Raw genomic sequence first — 21363 nt, forward strand, 5'->3', positions numbered from 1 at the left:
TCCTTCCAATATCATTCTTCTCTATCTGATAAAATGCGTCCGCACGACCTCTTCCTTCTCCGGAAGACCATACTTCTCTTTTCCAAGCTCAATGCTCTTCATGAGAAATGTCATATTTCTCGCAAGAACCCGCATCGTCTGAATACCTTCCGCATCCCCCACTGCTTCTCCGGGTCCGCGCCCGTGGATGGCGTTCCAGTACTGACTAGATGCGATCGGCATGTTGCTGATCGTAAAATACTTATTTAACTCGTCAAAAGTCGCCGAACATCCGCCGCGTCTCGCACAGACAACGCTCGCTCCGACTTTCATTGTCTTATCAAAGGATGTACTATAAAACAGCCGGTCCAGAACCGCGATCAGGGTCGCATTTGCGGACGCATAATAAACAGGGCTTGCGACCACCAGTCCATCAGCCTCCGAAAGCTTCACCGCCAGCTTATTCACCACATCGTCGAACACACACTTCCCAAGCTCCGCGCATCGATTACAGGCAATACATCCTCTTACCGCCTCACTGCCGACCTGCACGATCTCCGCGTCGACTCCCTCTTTTTCAAACACCGTCTTCATCTCATTCAACGCGATCGATGTATTTCCATTCGCCCGCGGGCTTCCATTGATCATCAATACTTTCATTATTTATCCTCCACACTCAATTTCAACACGTCCGGTCTCGCGTAATGTCCACAGACATCATGCTCCATCCGGCTCGCCGGGACCTTCTGCATGTCGAGGTCCGCGTAGATGATCTCCTCTTTATCCCACACAGTCTCACTCACCGCTTGCCCGATCAGGGTGATAATTTTCCTCCTGTCGCTACCGTAAACTCAGATGTAAAAAGTGAATTTCCCTTATTGTTTCCCTTGTGCTATATCAACCCACCGGTGTTTACAAACTCTGATAAGGACAAATACAAGGGTGCAGGACATCCGGTAGATGTCCGCTTTGCACCGACCGTAGCGAAGCGAAGACCACAAGAGATCCGGCGGACCTCTGCTCTGTGCCGACCGGTTCACAACGTCCAGTGGACGTTGGCTCTGAACCGACCGTAGTGGAACGAAGAGCGGCAGCGGAGACCAAAAAATATATAAAACAGTATATCACAAAACAAAAGCAACATGGTAAACTGATCGAAATATTTATGATTTTTGTAACTATCCCTTCTCTCCCTTCAGTACCCAGCGTCGATGAGACTCCTGGCACATGCCTCATAAAGAAAAAAGATGTGCCCCATCGGCTCAAATCTTCCCCGGGCCAATGATCTGCACATCTTTTTCACTTTAATCAGGACACCTGATTTCTCAATATCTCATCCACCGTCAGATACGCTCTCTCATACCCCAGTACCTCACCGAGCTGCATCATATACGGTTTCTGCAGTCTTGCCTTTTTCAACGCTTCATCCTGCATGAACACGTCCCTGGCCGTTCCATCCGCCAGCACCTGTCCATGAGCCATAATGATCACGCGCTCAAAATTCTCCGCCACAAAATCCATATCGTGAAGGATCGCGATCACAAGCTTTCCTCTCTCCGACAGGCTGCGGATAATACCGCCAATGATCTGGCGTCCCTTCCAGTCCTGGGCGATCGTCGGCTCATCTAAAATCAAAACATCCGTGTCCATGGCAAGAACCGAAGCGATCGCAGTCATCTTCCGCTCATATAACTCAAGGTCATAAGGATTTTCCTTCTCCTTACCCGACAACCCTGTCAGCTCCAGCGCCCGCTTTGCCTCTTCCTCCGCGCGTTTCGGATCCATCCCGATATTCATCGGACCAAACATGATCTCGTCCATCACATTGTATTTGAAGATCTGATCATCCGGATTCTGGAACACATAGCCGACATTTCCAGCTAACATCGCCACCGTTTTTCCAGAAATGTCCTCGCCGCGGAAGTAAATGTTTCCGGATACCGGCTTCAGCAGTCCCTTCAACAGCTTTACCAACGTAGTCTTTCCCGCTCCGTTCTGGCCAATGATCGCCGTCGGACGCTTATCCAGTCTCATGTTCAACGCCTTTAAGACCGGCACATCCGGAAGATAGGAAAAATCCAGATTCTTAATGAGGAACTGTTCCTCGCCTAAAACTTCTGAATTCTTTTTTTTATCCGCCTTTGCAGCTCCTTTTGCCTCTGCTCTTCCCGCATGTCTCTCTTTCAGCACTCCGGCAGCCTCTTCCACAGTGACCGGATACGTTCCATCCGGCAGAGTCACATGTTCTGCCTTACAGATCCGGGTAAATGCCGGTTCCTGAATCCCATAATCCGCAAGATCCGGCATGGAAAATACCTTCTGCGGCGTATCAAACGCGATCTGCTTTCCACCATGCAGAAGAAGAATGCGGTCGCAGTAAGCCGCCAGTTTCTCGATCTTCTGCTCGATCATTAAGATCGTGATACCGGAATTCGTCAGGGTCTCAACCGCCCGGAATACCTCGTCGCTTCCCTCCGGATCAAGCTGGGAAGTCGGTTCATCAAGGATCATGACATCCGGCCGCATGACCAGCACGCTGGCGATCGCCACACGCTGCATCTGACCTCCGGACAGATCAAACGGATTTCGATCGCGATACTGCCAGATATCAAGGAGCTTCAGGGCGTTCTCCACCCGCTCCTTCATCTCTTCGGCCGGAATTCCCAGGTTCTGCATTCCGAAAGCGACTTCCTCATATACATTGTCCTTTGCTCCGGACAGCTGGTTAAACGGATTCTGGAACACCAGACCCACATGACCACAGAGCTGTGATACCGGAGTCTTTCCGGCCTCTATGCCGTCCACAATGACTTTTCCGCCGTAAGCTCCCTTGTAAAACTGCGGAACAAGCCCCATAATCGCCTGGCTCAGCGTGCTTTTTCCTGCTCCGTTTTCTCCGATAATACCGATAAACTCTCCCTTTTCTACTGAAAAGTTCAAACCATCCAGCGCCAGTTTCTTCGCGTGAGGATAGCGGTATCGTAAATTTTCAATGATTATCTCAGACATACAACGATCCTCCATGCAATAGCTGCCAGAATGCAGAGTCCCAGTAAGATCGTGATCTCCTGGTCTCCCTTGTGACGTTTCCGATCTGACAGCCAGGTTTTCTTTTTTCCTGCGCCGAATCCACGCACCTCCAGAGCGATCGCCCGCTCTCTGGTATTGATCAGGGAACTCATGACCACCGGGGAGATCAGCGGTAAAAATGCCTTAGCACGGGTCCGCAGATTTCCTTCTGTCTCCAGTCCGCGGCTGCGCTGCGCGTCCATGATCGTATTCATAGTTCCCATCATCTGCGGGATGATCTGGAACACGGATGTCACGATGTAACCGAAACGCGGTGAAAACCCACGTTTCTCCAGCTCATCCACAAACTCAGACGGCTTGGTAGAGAGGACGAACACCGCAAAGGACAGCAGCATGTTCAGAATGTTTAAACCGATATGGAGGGCGTAAAGTGTGCCCTCTCTGTAAAATTTCAGCCCGCCGATCAGAAACAGCACATTCTCGTTTCTCTGGTTGAACAATCCATGGATCAGGAAAATCGTCAAAAGGATCGTAAAAGAAAAAGCGATCAGCGGAAACGTCTTTTTCAGGATCTTTCCGCTGGCCAGAACACAGAGACTGACTGCGATAAACACACCAAACATCCAAAGCTTTCCAGTGATCAGCGGAATACTGATGGCGGCAGCGATATACATCAATTTTGTAAAGGGATGCACCTTCGTCAGATATGTCCCGTTATCTACAAACAGGCTGATACTTTTCATATATTTGTTTCCCGGCAGCTGCTCCGAAGAACAGCTGCATTTCCTTTTCTAAATCTGATTAGTCCAGAGTCTCGATCTCGGAATTTGCCTCATACAGCGTTGTAAGCTTCTTTGGAAGACCCTTCAAAATAAAGAATACAACGATCAGAGTGATCAGTTTGTCCGGAACATCCACAACAACTTCATCTAACAGAGATCCCAGAAATACCGGCATGGAAGCCGCCTGAGTTGCTGCGAACACAGCGTCACCCCATACATTTCCAGTAGTACCGCCCCAGAATAATACGTTTAACGGGGTGGAGATCACAACCGCTGCAAGACCGGCTGCACAGGCTGTAAGAATTGCCTTCGGGAATGATTTCATAAATCCAAGGCGGGCCATGATTCCAACTGCCGCTCCAATACCTAAGCTTGTCAATGCATAGATAAGCGTAATATTATCTCCCGCGGAAAAACCATAGATCAGGTTGTTCGCCGCACCGCAGATCGCGCCGATGATCGGACCGCCAAGGCATCCACCGATGCATGTTCCGATAGAATCCAGCCATAACGGAAGTTTTAATACACTCGCAAACAGCTTTCCAAGATAATTGATACCGATGCAGGCCGGGATCAGCACGATCACTGCCGCATCAAACTTTGTTTTAAATAAATTCTTCATACCTCATATACCCTTTCTTTTTTCTTAATCTTCATCCTTGCCAGTTTATCAGGAGCTTCTCACGTCTTTCCTGACCATTTCTCCCAGAAGCACTAGATTCCGCTACCTTAGACTCACTAAAATCTAAGTCAGCAGCATCCGCTCCCTTCCCATACAATATCCTCCCTCCAGAACATACTAAATTGTGACTTCAACGTAACCATCCGGTTGGCGCATCAAGCGCAAAAACTTCCAAATAGGTAACTGTTCAGTACCTTCACAGTCACGAGCAAAAATCCATGAAAAATTGCCTGCGGCAATGGGATTTTTGCCTACCCGCCTATGTTTTCTTACGGTCAGCGCAGTAAATGCGCAGACCTACTGAACCCAAATAGTTACAATTTAACAACAATTCCAAATAAAGATAGCATTGATTTTGTGTAAAGTCAATGAAAACGCCTGATTTCAAGCAAGATTGTTAATAAAGTAACATTCGTTTCACTTGTAAATTCTCCTCATCAAAACTATACTAAACTTTAGATACACGGTTCTCTCACCAGGCCGCCAAGAATCAGGAGGAATCTCTTTATGGATCAAACAGCAAAAACAAATCAGGATCTATTACTTGTCATTGACATGCAGAATGTCTACACTAAAGGTCAGGAATGGGCCTGCGAAGAAGTCGAAAAAGCATCCGACTCCATTCTCCGCCTTCTAAACAGCCGCGCCCTTTCCCAGGTGATCTTCACCCAGTACCTCGCCACAAAACACCCGGAAGGCGTATGGAAAGAATACAACAAAGTCAACGCCGCCGTAAACGCAGACCCCTGGCTCAACGAAATGATGTCCGAGTTTCTGCCCTACACAAAAAAATACCCTGTATACACAAAAAGCGTCTACTCCTCCTTCGCCATCCCACAAGTGCGTGAACTCGCAAAACACGCTTCCCGCGTCGTGATCTCCGGCGTAGTAGCAGAATGCTGCGTACTCTCCACCGCCCTCTCCGCCATCGATGCCGGATGCAAAGTCATCTACCTCACCGATGCCGTAGCAGGTCTCAATGCGACCTCACAAAAAGAAGCCGAAAATATCCTTTCCTACCTGTCCCCTCTCCACACCGAACTCATGACCACCCAGCAATACCTGGACAGCCTTCTCCAAGAGGAATAAAAACCTCAGAAGCTTCACGATCCCCCAGCATACCCACACTGCCCACATCCTCACGATCCCTCAACGTCCTCACACTACCCACATCCTCACGATTCCCCAACGTCCTCACACCGCCACAACAACCTCGCGATGCCGCGGCGCCCAAAGGGCCCCGCGCATCGTCCAGCTTCCGCCACCTCCTCTCTCCCACCACAACCTTCCCTTCATCCCTCACTCCCGCCAACACACAGCGCCGGTGAGACTGCGGGCACGGACCGCCTGGGTGGAGGGAGCTGGCTTCCTCTTGGCTCGCTGGAAAATGCGTTGGAGGCCCGGGGACACTTGTCTGAGCAACGCAAGTTGCGAGTTGTGTCCCCGGGTCTCCGCCCTTAGCATTTTTCTGGGAGCTTAGAGGAACCCTCCCGGAATCCCGTGAAGCGTCTGCGCCCGGAGTCTCACCGGCGCGTCCCCCCCCCAGCCACTATGAAATTTAGAAATCAAACAGCGACAACTGATTCGACTCCGGAAGTCCCTTCAGGATCCCCAGTTCCTCCATCAGATCACAGATCGTCTTACTGACCTTCGTCCTGTTCCTGAAATCCTCTTTGGACAGGAACTTCCCATCCTTCGCCGCCTCCTCGATCGAGTCCGCAGCCTTCTCTCCCAGACCATCAATACTGTTAATGGAAGGCATCAACTTGTCTCCCACAACCTGAAAATGTCTGGCCTTCGCCGTATAAATATCCAGCGGCAGAAAATCAAACCCACGGGCATACATCTCCTGCACGATCCTCATATCCCTCAGCGTATCCTGCTCCTTCTTCGAAAGCGTATCCGCCCTCTTCTTATAATCCGCCAGATGATACTCCAGCTTCTCACGCCCTAAACACATGATCTCATAAGAAAACGCACTTGCACGAATACTGAAAAAAGCCGCATAATACGCCAGCGGATAAAACACCTTACAATAAGCGATACGCCAGGCCATCATAACATACGCCGCCGCATGCGCCTTCGGGAACATATATTTGATCTTCTTACACGACCAGATATACCAGTCCGGCACCCCATGCTTCGTCATCTCCTCTTCCCAGTCGGGCTTCAGTCCCTTACCCTTACGGACCGCCTCCATGATCGTAAACGCAAGACCTTCCTCAAGCCCCTGCTGGATCAGATAGATCATGATATCATCACGCGTACAGATCGCAGTCTGGATCGTCGCCTTTCCTTCCTGAATGAGTGTCTGGGCATTTCCCAACCATACATCCGTACCATGGGCAAGACCGGCGATACGCACAAGGTCTGAAAAGTACTTCGGCTTTGTATCAATTAACATCTGCATCGCGAAATCCGTACCAAACTCCGGCACGCCGAGTGCTCCAAGCTTACAGCCACCGATATCCTCCGGCTTGATCCCCAGCGCATCCGTACTCTGGAACAGGCTCATGACCTCCCTGGAGTCAAGCGGGATATCCTTGACCGGATCGAGTCCTGTGAGATCCTGCAGCATACGGATCATCGTCGGATCATCGTGTCCGAGAATATCGAGTTTCAACAGGTTGTGGTCGATGGAATGGTAATCGAAATGGGTCGTGATCGTCTTCGTGGTCATATCGTTCGCCGGATGCTGTACCGGGGTAAACGAATAGATCATCTCGCCGAGCGGCAGAACAACGATACCTCCCGGATGCTGTCCCGTTGTACGCCGTACGCCGACACACCCCTGAACGATCCGGTTGATCTCACAGTTCCTCTTCCGTTCCCCATGCTCCTCAAAGTAATTCTTCACATAGCCGTAGGCCGTCTTATCTGCCAGAGTACCGATGGTTCCCGCACGGAACGTCTGCCCTTTACCGAAGATAACCTCCGTATAGTCATGGGCACGGCTCTGGTATTCACCGGAGAAGTTTAAGTCGATATCAGGCTCCTTATCTCCCTTGAATCCCAAGAACGTCTCGAACGGAATATCAAAACCGTCCTTGACCATCGGATGTCCACAGACCGGACACACCTTATCCGGCATGTCACATCCCGCCATACCTCCGTACTTCTTCACTTCCTCTGAATCAAAGTCATAATAATGACAGTTCGGGCAAGAATAATGGGGACTTAGCGGGTTTACCTCCGTGATACCGGACATCGTGGCGACAAAGGACGAACCTACCGAGCCTCGTGATCCGACCAGATACCCGTCCTCGTTGGATTTCCATACTAATTTCTGCGCAATGATGTACATAACCGCGAATCCGTTGGAGATAATGGAGTGCAGCTCCCGCTCCAGACGGTCCACAACGATCTTCGGAAGATTCTCGCCGTACATCTCGTGGGCGCGGTTGTAACAGATGTTTCGCAGCGTCTCATCAGACTTGTCGATGACCGGCGGACACTTATCCGGCCGCACCGGCGCGATCGGCTCACACATGTCCGCGATCATTCTCGTATTCGTGACAACGACCTCATAACACTTGTCACTTCCCAGATACTCAAACTCTGAGAGCATCTCTTCCGTTGTCCGCAAGAACAACGGAGCCTGTTCATCTGCATCCTTAAATCCCATTCCTGCCATCAGGATCTTCCGGTAGATCGCGTCATCCGGATCCATAAAATGCACATCGCAGGTCGCGCACACCGGCTTGTTAAACTGTTCGCCGAGGGAAACGATCTTCCGGTTGATGTCCATCAGGTCATCCACTGTTTTCACCGTGCTCTTCTCATCCCTCAGCATAAACATGTCGTTTCCAAGAGGCTGGATCTCCAGATAATCGTAGAACTTCACGATCTTCGCAAGCTCCGCATCCGGCACGCCCCGCAGGATCGCCTGATAAAGCTCCCCCGCCTCGCAGGCTGATCCAATGATCAGGCCCTCCCTGTACTGGTTCAGCACGCTCTTCGGAATTCTCGGTCTTCTCGAGAAATATTTAAGGTGGGACCATGAGACAAGACGATACAGATTCACGCGTCCCAGGTCATTCTTTGCGAGAATGATGACATGGTACGTCGGCATCTTCATGATCGTCTCATCGCTCACGTGGCTGAACTCCTCCAGCTGGTCGAGATTCGTCATATCGTGCTGTTTTTTTAACATTTCCACGAATTTCAGGAAAATTCCAGCAGTTGCCTCCGCATCGTCCACGGCCCGGTGATGGTTCTCCAGGGAAACACCCAGTGCCTTCGCTACCGTATCCAGCTTAAACCGGTTCAGGTTCGGAAGAAGTGCTCTCGCCAGAGTCACCGTATCCAGGACTGTCGGATCAAAGGGCAGTCCCAAAAGACCCGCATTGTGGGAGATAAAGCTCACATCGAAGGACGCGTTGTGGGCAACCAGTGCCGCATCCCCCACAAACTCCAGGAATCTCGGCAGCACCTTGTCCACCGTATCCGCCCCCATGACCATGGCATCGTTGATCCCTGTCAGACGCTCGATATCGAAGGGGATCGGAACCTCCGGATTCACAAACTCATCCATCCTGTCGATGATCTCGCCATTTCTCACCTTCACGGCACCAATCTCGATGATCTTATTCTTTGTCGGCGAGAATCCCGTGGTCTCGATATCGAACACCACATAGTCCCCATCGAGACTCTGATTTCTGGAATTGACGACCATCTCCTTCATGTCGTCCACCAGATATCCCTCGACACCGTAGAGGACCTTAAAAGTATCCCCTTTGTCAAGGGCATGGTTCGCGTCCGGGAACGCCTGGACACAGCCGTGGTCTGTGATCGCCAGGGCCGGCATTCCCCACTTCTTCGCCCGCTTTACCAGGTCCTTTACCTCGGAAACGCCATCCATATCGCTCATCTTCGTATGGCAGTGGAGCTCCACTCGCTTCACCGGGGCATTATCCACACGCTTGGAGGTAAAGTCCTCGCTCTTCTTAATGCCCACGATGGAACCGATAGTCAGCTCGCCGTCGAACTTATCAATGGTGGTGATTCCCTTGATCTTGATGAAGTTTCCTTCCTTGATAGCCGCAGTGGCGTCCTCCTCCTGACCCTCTCTTAAGAACATCTTTACAGTAATACTGTCTGTAAAGTCTGTAAGATCGAAGATCATGAGCTTGTTTCCGCTCCGGAGTTCCCGCTTCTCCGCCCGGATCACTTTACCACGGATCACGACCTCGCCGATCTCACCGTCGATGTCATGGATATTCACCGCATCGCCCTCAAAATCGCGCCCGAAAAGAACATCCGGGTTCTCCGACTTTCGGTACGGGATCCTTCCGTCGGAGCCTTTCCGGAAACCGCCGGAGAATCCACCTTTTCCCTTCTCTCCGAAGGTCTTCTTCGTGAATCCGCCGCCGTTTCCGTTCTGTCCGCCGCCCGCGGACTTTCCAGTCTGGTTTCCGCCGCCCTTTCCAGCCGCGTCCGTCTTCTGCTTTGCAGCTCCAAAACCGGCCGATGTCTTTGTGCCGGAACCGCTCTTTCCACTGGCTGCCTTTCCCGGATCCGCGCCGGATCTGCCGCCGGAAGCTCCAGAACCGGCCGCACTTTGAGCCGCCATCTGAACATCCGCGTTTCCATTTCCATCTCCGAATGTCCCGTTAAATCCACCGTTTGACGTTCCTTCATCCCAGGGGGCACTCTCCGCTGCACCTTCTAAGTAATTCTCCTCACTCTGTACACCTACAACGAGTTCTCCTCCCGGCTTCATGAATACCGGCTGATCCATCGGGTCTTTCTTTTCACTCTCTTTATATAAAAATTCCACCTCAGCCGCAAGCCCGCAGCGCTCCGTGAAGATCTTTTCCAGTACCCGTCCGACTTCCTTAGACCGCTCCCTGTAGATCAGATTGTCCTCGATGGTCATGACCATCTTATCGTCGGTGACAAACTTCGTGTCCGCCCGGCGGAGAATATTATACTCGATCATCCCGTAGTTCTTTAACTCCATGAGGATACTGTCCCGGTAGACATCGTAGAGCTTCTCCGGGGTATACTGTGCCGAGAGGCGGTATTTCTCTAAGATCTTGATCGTGATCGGTCTCCCCGGGAACAGCTGCTTCGCGATCCCGTCCTCTAAGGCATAAATATTCTTTTTATGGATCAGCCGGGGACTCCTGATATAAACACGAATAGAGCTTCTGTCCTTTGTCATGGTGACCTTTTCCACCACAACAAGCTTCAAAAGCTCTTTCAGTTCATCAGCAATATTAAGCCCCGGGAAAACTTCAAGGAATGGTTTTTCCATACTTATTTCTGCATCTCCTGCATCTTTAAAAGTTCTTCCCGAAGAACGGAAAGAAGTTCATGTTCCGGTACCTTTTTTATGATCTCTCCCTTTTTGATCAGGAGACCTTCGCCGATTCCACCGGCGATTCCGATATCCGCACTTCTCGCCTCGCCAGGTCCGTTGACCACGCAGCCCATAACGGCTACCTTCACATCAAGATCCATGCCGGATACCATATCCTCTACCTGATTTGCCAGGTGAATGAGGTCGATCTGGGTCCTTCCGCAGGTCGGACAGGAAACAACTTCCACGCCGCCCTTCCTGAGCCCTAACGTTTTCAGGATCAGTCTCGCGCTCTTTACTTCCTCCACCGGATCTCCGGTTAAGGAGACACGGATCGTATCGCCAATCCCCTCATGGAGAATGATTCCAAGACCCACGGAGGACTTGATATTTCCGGAAAGCAGTGTTCCGGACTCTGTGATCCCCACATGAAGCGGATAATTCGTCTTCTTTGCGATAAGCTCGTGGGCTGCCACACACATTAAAACGTCGGAGGACTTGATGCTGATCACAAGATTATCGTATCCCAACTCCTCCACAACGGCCACTTCCTTCAATGCGCTCTCAACGAGAGCTTCCGCCGTCACACCGCCGTATTTTGCGAGGAGGTCTTTCTCCAGAGAGCCACTGTTTACTCCCACGCGGATCGGGATCCCGTACTCTTTCGCCTTGTCGACGACAGCCTTCACCCGCTCTCTCGCCCCGATGTTGCCCGGGTTGATGCGGATCTTATCCGCTCCGCTCTCGATGGCTGCGATAGCCAGGCGGTAGTCAAAGTGAATGTCGGCAACCAGCGGAATATGGATCTGCTTCTTGATCTCGCGGATCGCAGCAGCCGCTTCCATGGTCGGAACCGCCACACGGATGATGTCGCATCCGGCGTCCTCCAGACGGTGGATCTGCTCTACCGTCGCCGCCACATTCTCCGTCTTCGTGTTGCACATGGACTGGATCAGAACCGGATTTCCCCCGCCGATCTTTCTGTCCCCGATCTGAATTTCCTTTGTATGATCTCTATACATACATCTCTCTCCCACTTCAAAAAAACGAAATTTCACTCCTGCTAAAATATCATTCTCAAATCATTAAATACAACAAACACCATAAATGTCATGAGCAGCGCCATCCCGGCCATATTCACTGCGCTCTCCACTCTCTGGCTCACCGGCTGTCTCGTGACGAGTTCCCAGAGTAAGAATACCAGCCGTCCGCCGTCAAGCGCCGGGAACGGTAGCAGGTTCATAACGCCCAGGTTCGCCGAAAACATGACCATAAGATTTAAGAGGTTCATCACCACCGTCACGAATCCGTACTGGGTGTTCTCTTCCACAGTCTGATCGATGATCGTGACAATGCGGACAGGTCCTGCGATATCGTTTGTGGAGACCTTGCCCCCGGCGATCATCTTCAGGCTGTCGATCACCGTGAGGATCCAGTACCGCACCTCGTAGACGCTGTACTGCAGAACCTGCACCAGTGACTCCGGGGCATCCCGGTGTCCCTGAAGAAGGACGCCGAGGTAATACCTGCCGTCCTTAAACTCCGGCTGGATCACCGTGTGTTCTGTCGTCCACGACGATGATGTTTCGTCATATCGTCTATACTCAACCTGCACGGGATCCTGTCCGGCCGTCATCAGGTACATGGAGATCTCCCTGGAAAGATGGATCTTTCTGCCATCAAGCTTTGTGATCACATCGCCCTCTTTCAGTCCAGCCGTCTCCGCAGGCATTCCCTCGGAGGTTCCGGCGATGACTGCAGGATCGATTCCGGCCCAGGATAAGATCACCAGGGAAAAAACGAACGCCAGGATAAAGTTGAAGATCGGTCCTGCGGCGATCACCGCCATCTTCGCCAATGGTCCCTTATCAAAGAAGGAAACTCCCTTCACATCCGGGACTTCTTCCTTTTCATCCTCATCTTCCCCGAATTCTCCAAGCATCGCACAGGAGCCGCCGAGGGGCAGAAGCTTTAAGGAATACCGGATTCCGGTCTTTTGGCTCACCCATGAGAGAAGTCTCGGTCCGAATCCCACCGAGAACTCCACCACGGCAATCCCGTTTAACCGCGCCAGGAGATAATGTCCAAATTCATGAAACAGGATGATTCCGCCAAGGACAACCACCGCTGCCAGATACCCAAGATCCAACTTTAATATTCACCTGCTTTCATTAAAACATCATAACTATTCAGTACCTTCATCGTTACATGCAAAAATCCATTCCAGATCAGCTTTGCTGATGGGATTTTTGCTTTCCAGCTCGAGTTTTCTTACGGTCAGCGCAGCAAGTGCGCAGACCTACTGAACAGTTGCAAAATATCATTCAATCTTTGCACATACCTTTGATGTGTGAAACAGAGTTTTTCAATCATTATACAGCTTTAGAAATTCCACTGCTTCTTCAGGAACTCGTAAGTCTCCGCTTCCGTCTCAAGCACCTCATCCAATGACGGATGGGCGATCTTCTTATGATGTTCCATTGCAGCCTCGAGCATATCCGTGATCTCCAGATAGCTGATCTTCTTCCCGAGGAACTTCGCAACCGCGAACTCGTTCGCCGCGTTAAACACTACCGGCACGGAACCGCCCGCTTTTCCTGCTTCTCTCGCGAGTGCCAGGCCGCGGAAATTCTCGTAATCCGGCTTGTCGAATATGATCTCCTTCATGGACCAGAAGTCGAGACGATCTCCCCTCATTGGTCTGCGCTCCGGGTAATAGAGAGCATACTGGATCGGAAGCTTCATATCCGGCGTTCCGAGCTGCGCCATCACAGCACCGTCCTCAAACTGTACCATAGAGTGGATCACACTCTTCGGCTGCACAACGACCTGGACATCGTCCATTCCCACATCAAAAAGCCATTTCGCCTCCATGACCTCGAGACCTTTATTGACCATGGTGGAACTGTCGATGGTGAGCTTCGCTCCCATGGACCAGTTCGGATGCTTTAAGGCATCCTCCACCTGGACATTCTTCATCTGCTCTCTCGCCCATCCGCGGAACGGGCCGCCGGATGCTGTTAATAGGATCTTTTCAATCTTATTCCCGTGTTCCCCGTTTAAACACTGGAAGATCGCGCTGTGCTCACTGTCCACCGGAAGAAGACGGACTTTTTTCTCCTTCACAAGCGGGATGATGAGATGTCCCGCAGTGACAAGCGTCTCTTTGTTTGCCAGGGCAATGTCCTTTCCTGCCTCGATGGCAGCCATCGTCGGGCGGATGCCGATCATGCCCACCACTGCCGTCACGAGGATCTCATATCCTTCCATGACCGCAATCTCCAAAAGTCCTTCCATGCCGGAGACGATCTTCGTGTCTGTATCTGCCACGCGGACAGCCAGCTCTTTTGCCTTCTCCTCATCCCAGACACCGCAGATCTTCGGGGAGAATTCACGGATCTGGCTCTCCAGCGCATCGATGTTTCTTCCCGCCGCGATTCCTACAACTTCAATATCTCCGTTTGCACGGACTACATCCAAAGTCTGGGTTCCGATGGAACCTGTGGAACCCAGAATAGCAATTCGTTTCATCTCTTTGTCCTTTCCTACCGGATGCCCATAAATGTGATAGCGAAATAGATCGCCGGGGCGGTAAAGATCATACTGTCAAACCGGTCTAAGATTCCGCCATGGCCAGGGATCAGATTTCCGTAATCCTTGATGTCATGGTTTCTCTTGATGGCGGAGGCCGCCAGATCTCCCACCATGGAGATTACCGCCGCGATGGCGCAGGCAGCTCCCGAGATCACGCCCGGATTTATCACCTGGATCATATTGTTCTTAAAGAAGGTTCCGTAGAGGAATCCTAAGACTGCCGCGCCCACGACACCTCCGATGGCACCCTCCACGGTCTTTTTCGGGCTCAGCTTCGGGGTCATCTTATGCTTTCCAAAAAGCTTTCCCGCGCAGTAGGCGAAGGTATCACAGCCCCAGGAGCTTAAAAGGATCAGCCATACGAGATATTTTCCGTCCGGCATCTCCCGCACCTGATAGAGGTAGGAGAACATGATCCCCACATAGAAGATTCCAAAGAACGCCACCGTGATCTGCTCCGTCCCGTACTTCGGGAACGTCACCACGTAGATCGTCATTAAGATCATGAGGGAAATGATAGCGAGGAACGTCACATACTGCTCCCTGTTTCCCATGATCCAGTAATAAGCAACGACAGCCGCATAGCCCACAAACCCCGGTGCCGATCTCTCGATCTTCATGACCCGGTAAAGCTCATAAAGTCCGATCAAGGAGATCGCCATGGAGCCGAAATAAAGGACTGCACTGCCCTCAACAAGCAGAAACGCCGCAATGATCACAAGGACGATTCCGCTGATCAGTCTTGTCGTAAACATAAGATCACCTCTTACTCCGTTTTTACCGCCGTAACTCCTCCGAACCGGCGCTCTCTCTTATTATACTGGCGGATCGCGTTCAATAATTCTTCCTTATTGAAATCCGGCCACAGGCATTCTGTCACGTAGAGTTCTGAGTACGCGAGCTGCCATAACAGGTAGTTAGAGAGGCGAAGCTCCCCGCTGGTACGGATCATGAGATCCGGATCCGGGATTCCTGCCGTGTCCAGGTAGGACGCGAAAACTTTCTCCGTCATATCCTCCGTCGCGATCTTCCCATTCTCCACATCCGTCATGATCTTTCTCACTGCTCTCGTAATCTCATCGCGGCTTCCGTAGTTTACGGCGATCACAAAGGTCATTCCTGTATTTTTTTTTGTCTTTTCTTCCAGGACATTGATCGCGCCCACGATATCCGGCGCAAAACGGCTTCTCTCGCCGATCATGCGGACACGGATGTTGTTCTTTTCAGCCATTGCGAGAAGCCTCTTCGCGTAGAAACGGAATAACTGCATCAGCGCACCGACTTCCTCCTCCGGGCGTTTCCAGTTCTCTGTGGAAAATCCGTAAACTGTCAGATACCGGATTCCAAGCCGTGCTGCGTCCTCAACGACCTGCTCCAGTGTCTCACAGCCCTTTTTATGTCCAAGCTGTCTCGGAAGTCCGCGCTTCTTCGCCCATCTTCCATTTCCGTCTAAGATCAGCGCCACGTGGGCGGGAATCTTTAAATTCTCTTCCATGATTGTTCTCCCTTTATCTTTTGGCTCGTTGCCCGCGCAGACTATGAGAAACGTAAGTATTTCTCAAGTTGCCGCGTCTTCTACACTCTGTTCCGGTCGTTGCTGGACAAGCGCCACTGGCGCTTAGCAACGTCAAAACCTCGTGCAAGCACGGGCCTTGACTCGTTGCCCGCGCAAACAAACGGGGACAGGAAAACTTCCCCTGCCCCCTGTCTGTTTTGTGTAGTAGGAAACTCCGATTAAACGGTAAGAATTTCCTTTGTCTTGTTCTCAACGGCCTTGTCGATCTTCTCGATGGACTTGTCGGTAAGCTTCTGGACTTTCTCGGTAAGCTCTTTTAAATCGTCCTCAGAGATCTCATCGTTCTTCTCCATCTTCTTGAACGCCTCATTCGCGTCGCGGCGGATATTGCGGATCGCTACCTTAGCGCCGTCGCCTTTTTTCTTAACATCCTTTGCAAGCTCTTTACGTCTCTCCTCGGTGAGCTCCGGGAATACGAGACGGATCACGGAACCATCGTTGCTTGGGTTGATTCCAAGCTCGGAAGTCTGGATCGCCTTCTCGATCGGGCGGATCAGGCTCTTCTCCCACGGCTGGATCAGGATCATTCTTGCCTCCGGAACAGAGATATTTCCGACCTGCTGGATCGGTGTCGGTGTTCCGTAGTAATCTACTTTGATTTTGTCAAGTACATGCGGGTTCGCACGTCCTGCGCGGATAGATGCGTACTCGTTCAAGAGGGCATCGATGGATTTTTCCATTTTTTCTTCATATACTTTTAATTCTTCGCTCATGGTTTCCTCCTGTTATCAGACGGTAACGATCGTACCGTTAATTTTTCCCTGCATGGCGTTCGCGATTCCATCCTTTTCGTTCAAGGAGAATACTGCCATCGGCATTTTGTGCTCCATACACATAATGGAAGCAGTCAGGTCAACGACACCGAGCTGCTTGTCGATCACTTCCTGGATCGAGATCTCGTCATACTTTTTCGCATTCGGATTAACCTTCGGATCACTGTCGTATACGCCATCGATGGACTTTGCGAGGAGAATGCAGTCTGCATCCATTTCAATCGCCATCAGAGTGATCGTCGTGTCGGTAGAAAAATACGGCTGTCCGATTCCACCGGCAAAAAATACGACCATTCCGTGCTCAAAGTACTTGTTCGCACGGTCCTTGGAGAACAGTTTTGTCATATTTCCGCACTCGAACGGGGTCAGGATCTGCGTCTTCATTCCCGCGTTCCGGAAGATCTCGGATACATAAATACAGTTCATGACAGTCGCAAGCATTCCGATCTGGTCTGCCTTCGGGCGGTCGATGGCATCGCTTGTGCGTCCGCGCCAGAAATTTCCGCCGCCGATCACAACGCCGACCTGTACACCTGCATCAACAGATGCCTTGACCTGTCTTGCAACTTCCTTTACCGTATCTTCGTCAAAGCCAGTCTTTTTCGGACCTGCAAGGGCCTCTCCGCTGAGCTTTAAAAAAACTCTTCTGTTTTTCATTTTCTCTGATCTCCTCGTAATCTTCTGTGACTGTTTCGTTCCAGCCGCCACAGATCTCTTTTTTCCTTTCCACAGGGCAGACCACGATCACCCCGCAGATTTAGGATAAGTATAACACACTTTTGTCTGTTTGCCAACAGTTTCAGACCGGCAGGACCGCTTATAAACGTTTCCCTGTCCTACCTCTTCTTATCTTCCCGGAAGCTCTTGAGCACCAATGTCGTCGGATACCGGTATGCGTAGGTACAGCTCTTCATAAGCTCCACTTCCTCCGGATTTCTGCACACGCTGAGGATCATATTCTCTTCCTCGGAGGTCAGGTATGCCTCCCCGTTTCCGTCGCGTTCCTTGATATCTTTGTAGATCCGGTATTTCTTATAGTAGTCCGGGCAGGATCCCTGGCGCATCTTAACCGGCTCCGGGACGATATTGACCCGGTACTGATCCGACATTCTGGCTAAAATGTTGTGGATCCTTTCACAGTATTCCCTTGAGACGAGTCTCGGTGAAGGAATACAGATCATATAGTTCATAATTGTGCCTTCCTTTGTCGTTTTTGAAAAGCAGATGACAGACTTCTGCCACATGCCTGCACTAGTATAGCATGAAATCCGCGTCTTGTGAACCACAAAATGCAGGCAGCCGCACCGCCAGGTATTCCATGTCACCTCCATGCAGAGAAAAAAACACCCGCGGCCGGATCGCCCCATGCCGCGGGCATATAATTCATCGTAACTATTCAGTGCATTCATTCATAGTTACAATTCTACCTATATTAGTGCTTCTTCTCCTCGTCCTTCAACAGGTTCGTCATGCTGTGCATGCTGATGCACAGGGTGGATGTGTTGTGAAGCAGGGCGGATGTCGCCGGGGCAAGCACGCCCATCACGCCTAAGATGATGAGACCAAAGTTGAAGCTGATGACAAAGCGGTAATTTCTGTGAACACGCCGCATCAGCGCATTGCTGATTGCTTTTAAAGTCACAAGCTGGAACATCGCGTCCTCAGAGATTGTGATGTCCGCGATCTCTCTTGCGATCTCAGCGCCCTCGCTGATCGCGATGCCGACGTTTGCCGCGGAGAGTGCCGGAGAATCGTTGATTCCGTCTCCCACCATAATAACCTTATGGCCTGCGTTCTTCTCTGCTTCAACGAAGTTCGCCTTATCCTCCGGAAGGACCTCGGAGTGATGCTCGTCCACGCCGACTCTTGCGGCGATGGCGCGGGCCGTTCTCTCGCTGTCTCCTGTCATCATGACGATCTTCTTGATACCAAGCTTTCTGAGCTCCTTCATAACTTCCGGAGCTTCCGGACGGAGCGGATCCTCGATGCAGATCACAGCCGCCAGTCTTCCCGCGATCGCGAGATACAGGTGGGAGTACTCTGCCGGAAGGGCTTCAAATTTCTCTTCTTCGCCCTCCGGGACTACACACTGCTCGTCCTCGAATACAAAGTGGTAGCTACCGATCACGACTTTGTCCTCGCCGATATGGGATGCAATTCCGTGTGCAACGATATAGTCAACCTTAGAGTGCATCTCCTCGTGGACAAGTCCGCGCTCTCTGGAGGCCGCAACAACCGCGTTCGCCATGGAGTGCGGGAAGTGCTCCTCTAAGCAGGCAGCGATCCTTAACATCTCAGCCTGGTCGCGTCCCTCGAAGGTCACAACGTCTGCAACCACCGGCTGTGCCTTTGTGAGGGTGCCTGTCTTATCGAATACGATGGTGTCCGCCTCAGCGACTGCTTCCATGAAGGAGCCGCCTTTGACAGTCATCTTGTAGCTGCTTGCCTCTCTCATAGCAGAGAGTACGGAAAGCGGCATTGCGAGCTTCAACGCACAGGAGAAGTCAACCATAAGGATCGAGATCGCCTTTGTCACATTTCTTGTGAGAAGGTAAGTAACGATGGTTCCGCCGAGACTCCACGGAACGAGAGCGTCCGCAAGTCCGGATGCCTTTGTCTCTAAGGAAGACTTTAACTTCTCGGACTCCTCGATCATCTTCACAATGCGCTCGAATCTTGTGGATCCAGCTGCTTTCTTGACGCGGACGATGAGGTTTCCTTCCTCGACCGCGGTTCCGGCATAGACGTACATGCCGTTCTCCTTGCGGACCGGCTCAGACTCACCGGTCATTGATGCCTGGTTTACCATCGCCTCGCCGGAATCTACAATGCCGTCAAGCGGGATCACGCTGCCGACGCGGACGGAGACGAGATCTCCTTCCTTAATATCAGAGATCGGGACAAGTACTTCCCCGTCCTCTGTCTTCTGCCATACTCTCTCGATATTTAAGGACATGCTGCCCGCAAGATCGCTGACAGACTTCTTGTGGGTCCAGTCTTCCAGAAGCTCACCGATTCCGAGAAGGAACATAACGGATCCTGCTGTGTTGAAGTCGCACCGCAGCATGGACACCGTGATCGCCGTCGCATCGAGGACCTCGACCTCAAGCTTTCTTCCCGCAAGCTTTCTGATGCCTTTAATAACGAATGGAACAGACTGGATCGCTGTCCATACCGCACGGACCGGAGCCGGAAGGAAGATCTTTGTAAGACATCTTGTAAGACACTTTGTCACGAGCTTTTCCTGGAACTCCTGATTTAACTCTCTCGTGCTTGTCACAGGCACGATCTCGTTTAACTCTTCATCGTCAAAGGAGAACCTTAAGATCTCAGCAATGAGATCTTCCTTTGAGCCTGTGTACGTGATCGCCGCATCTCCGATTCTCTCATATACCTTTGCTGCCGTTACCTGCGGAAGGGATGCGAGATAAAAGGAAAAGAGGTCCGCCTGTCTGACTGACAGGCGGCCTCTGGTGAGATGGATTCGGATACGGCCCTTGATATCATGTTTTACCGTAAATCTGATTCCTGATTTCATAATGATTATTCAGCGTCCTCTGCTTTTTCTGTTGTCTCTGTGAAGTCTTCTGCTGCTTCCTCTTCCTCACCGAATGCTTCTTCAGCACGTGCTCTGTTGATCTCCTTAGCCTCTGCAAGAACATCCTCAGCGTTTGCCTGGATGTTGGAAGCTGTTGTCATAACGCACTCTTTTGCGCGGAGACCTGCTGCGAGGCAGTTGATGTATAACTTCTTAGCGTCCTGGCTTCCGAGAACCTTGACACCAGCTGTCCCAAAAAGAACACCGCCTGCGAATACTGCAACATTTTTTAATTTCAAGCATTTCTTAACATCTAACATTTTAAATTCCTCCTGTAAGTAAAAAATATAATTTAATAGTAAATGATCTGTCCTGTTTAAAGCCTGCTGACCTGGCTTTTAGCTGCCGGATCACTTGTGCTTATATCCGGTATACATCACCATAGCAAAGCAGAAAACAGTTGCCCACGCCCAGAATTTATGGTGTTTCATCGGTTTTCACTCCCTTGCATTTTACTTGGCAGAACGCCGAAAACCGGAAGGCTTTCAAGCATTTTTCACATGGTAACTCTTCGCCCCCAAGTTAGTCAATCATAATATTTTATGTTGAAAAATTTTGTCATTTTCTGATAATTTACAGTCATTCCTAACTCTATGACCTGCTGTTTTCTCCGCGTTTATGACGCACTGACGGAACAGCATTTTTCTTTCTCTTTTTCGATCTGTCTGAGACCGTTCTTTCCGTGGAACTCCGGGGCGATAACCTCGTTTTCCCCGTCTGCGCGCACTCCTGTTTCATCCGTAAATACATACTGGTAAACGCGCTTTAAGACGCCCATCTCCTCCAGCATGCGGATCGTGCGGTAGACTGTGGAAAGACCCACGGTGGAATCTCTCTGTACCGCCTCATAGTAGACTTCCTTGCAGTCGGTCCAGTTCTGTTCTAAGATCACATCAAGGATGACCATTCTCTGCTTTGTAATACGCTTCCCAAGTCTCTGGAACTCATTAACGATGTCTTTCTTCTGCCACATCCGGCATCCCTCTCATTCCTAAAAAGTGTGTTCCTGCCCTGCAGAGAGCCAGGCATTTGGAGTTTCAACCGA

18 protein-coding genes are annotated in these 21363 nt (G+C 51.0%); 1 reads left to right on the plus strand and 17 read right to left on the minus strand.

Annotated features, from left to right (window positions below):
• Positions 1–21: 21 nt before the first annotated feature.
• The 5 genes from ABCW45_RS02360 to ABCW45_RS02380 all read right to left on the minus strand — a co-directional run bounded on the left by ABCW45_RS02360 (position 22) and on the right by ABCW45_RS02380 (position 4413).
• Positions 22–639, minus strand: a complete 618-nt coding sequence (locus ABCW45_RS02360) for a flavodoxin family protein (protein WP_117566407.1) — start codon at positions 637–639, stop codon at positions 22–24.
• Positions 639–770 (minus strand): hypothetical protein, encoded by a 132-nt coding sequence (locus tag ABCW45_RS02365; protein WP_330579524.1) that lies wholly within the window; start codon positions 768–770, stop codon positions 639–641. Before ABCW45_RS02365 ends, ABCW45_RS02360 begins: the two co-directional genes overlap by 1 nt.
• A gap of 517 nt (positions 771–1287) precedes the next feature.
• Positions 1288–2988: an ABC transporter ATP-binding protein gene (locus ABCW45_RS02370; protein WP_117552630.1), complete on the minus strand. Its 1701-nt coding sequence runs from the start codon at positions 2986–2988 to the stop codon at positions 1288–1290.
• A complete protein-coding gene (locus ABCW45_RS02375) occupies positions 2976–3752 on the minus strand; it encodes an energy-coupling factor transporter transmembrane component T family protein (protein ID WP_117469629.1) in 777 nt (258 codons plus the stop codon). Before ABCW45_RS02375 ends, ABCW45_RS02370 begins: the two co-directional genes overlap by 13 nt.
• Before the next feature lie 58 nt (positions 3753–3810).
• Entirely contained in the window at positions 3811–4413 is a 603-nt protein-coding gene (locus ABCW45_RS02380; protein WP_117504062.1) for an ECF transporter S component, read from the minus strand.
• Between the two features lie 567 nt (positions 4414–4980).
• Here ABCW45_RS02380 and ABCW45_RS02385 point away from each other — a divergent pair.
• The gene (locus ABCW45_RS02385; protein ID WP_343220170.1) at positions 4981–5562 is read left to right on the plus strand and encodes a cysteine hydrolase family protein; all 582 of its coding nucleotides are present in this window, start codon (positions 4981–4983) and stop codon (positions 5560–5562) included.
• 469 nt (positions 5563–6031) lie between these two features.
• Here the strand turns inward: ABCW45_RS02385 and ABCW45_RS02390 are convergent, their stop codons facing one another.
• The 12 genes from ABCW45_RS02390 to ABCW45_RS02445 all read right to left on the minus strand — a co-directional run bounded on the left by ABCW45_RS02390 (position 6032) and on the right by ABCW45_RS02445 (position 21291).
• Positions 6032–10732 carry a PolC-type DNA polymerase III gene (locus ABCW45_RS02390; protein ID WP_343220171.1) on the minus strand — a complete coding sequence of 1567 codons (4701 nt, stop codon included), beginning with the start codon at positions 10730–10732 and terminating at the stop codon, positions 6032–6034.
• A gap of 2 nt (positions 10733–10734) precedes the next feature.
• Entirely contained in the window at positions 10735–11799 is a 1065-nt protein-coding gene (gene ispG, locus ABCW45_RS02395) for a flavodoxin-dependent (E)-4-hydroxy-3-methylbut-2-enyl-diphosphate synthase (RefSeq protein ID WP_343220172.1), read from the minus strand.
• A gap of 41 nt (positions 11800–11840) precedes the next feature.
• Positions 11841–12926: a M50 family metallopeptidase gene (locus tag ABCW45_RS02400; protein WP_242990509.1), complete on the minus strand. Its 1086-nt coding sequence runs from the start codon at positions 12924–12926 to the stop codon at positions 11841–11843.
• A gap of 233 nt (positions 12927–13159) precedes the next feature.
• Positions 13160–14308 (minus strand): 1-deoxy-D-xylulose-5-phosphate reductoisomerase, encoded by a 1149-nt coding sequence (locus tag ABCW45_RS02405; protein WP_117566404.1) that lies wholly within the window; start codon positions 14306–14308, stop codon positions 13160–13162.
• Positions 14309–14322: 14 nt separating this feature from the next.
• Positions 14323–15126: a phosphatidate cytidylyltransferase gene (locus ABCW45_RS02410; protein ID WP_117469453.1), complete on the minus strand. Its 804-nt coding sequence runs from the start codon at positions 15124–15126 to the stop codon at positions 14323–14325.
• A gap of 11 nt (positions 15127–15137) precedes the next feature.
• Positions 15138–15866 carry an undecaprenyl pyrophosphate synthase gene (uppS, locus tag ABCW45_RS02415; RefSeq protein ID WP_343220173.1) on the minus strand — a complete coding sequence of 243 codons (729 nt, stop codon included), beginning with the start codon at positions 15864–15866 and terminating at the stop codon, positions 15138–15140.
• A gap of 239 nt (positions 15867–16105) precedes the next feature.
• Positions 16106–16660, minus strand: coding sequence for a ribosome recycling factor (frr, locus tag ABCW45_RS02420; RefSeq protein ID WP_021904275.1), 555 nt, complete (start codon positions 16658–16660; stop codon positions 16106–16108).
• A 15-nt stretch (positions 16661–16675) separates the two neighbouring features.
• On the minus strand, positions 16676–17377 hold the full coding sequence (gene pyrH, locus ABCW45_RS02425) for a UMP kinase (protein WP_021904274.1): 702 nt from the start codon (positions 17375–17377) through the stop codon (positions 16676–16678).
• Between the two features lie 179 nt (positions 17378–17556).
• The gene (locus ABCW45_RS02430) at positions 17557–17910 is read right to left on the minus strand and encodes a hypothetical protein (RefSeq protein ID WP_117469627.1); all 354 of its coding nucleotides are present in this window, start codon (positions 17908–17910) and stop codon (positions 17557–17559) included.
• A 242-nt stretch (positions 17911–18152) separates the two neighbouring features.
• Entirely contained in the window at positions 18153–20258 is a 2106-nt protein-coding gene (locus ABCW45_RS02435; protein ID WP_343220174.1) for a heavy metal translocating P-type ATPase, read from the minus strand.
• A gap of 5 nt (positions 20259–20263) precedes the next feature.
• Positions 20264–20578 carry a DUF6110 family protein gene (locus tag ABCW45_RS02440; RefSeq protein ID WP_015554255.1) on the minus strand — a complete coding sequence of 105 codons (315 nt, stop codon included), beginning with the start codon at positions 20576–20578 and terminating at the stop codon, positions 20264–20266.
• A 356-nt stretch (positions 20579–20934) separates the two neighbouring features.
• On the minus strand, positions 20935–21291 hold the full coding sequence (locus tag ABCW45_RS02445) for a Fur family transcriptional regulator (protein ID WP_117469452.1): 357 nt from the start codon (positions 21289–21291) through the stop codon (positions 20935–20937).
• Positions 21292–21363 lie beyond the last annotated feature (72 nt).

The organism is Pilosibacter fragilis (assembly GCF_032490495.1).
GTDB lineage: Bacteria > Bacillota > Clostridia > Lachnospirales > Lachnospiraceae > Pilosibacter > Pilosibacter fragilis.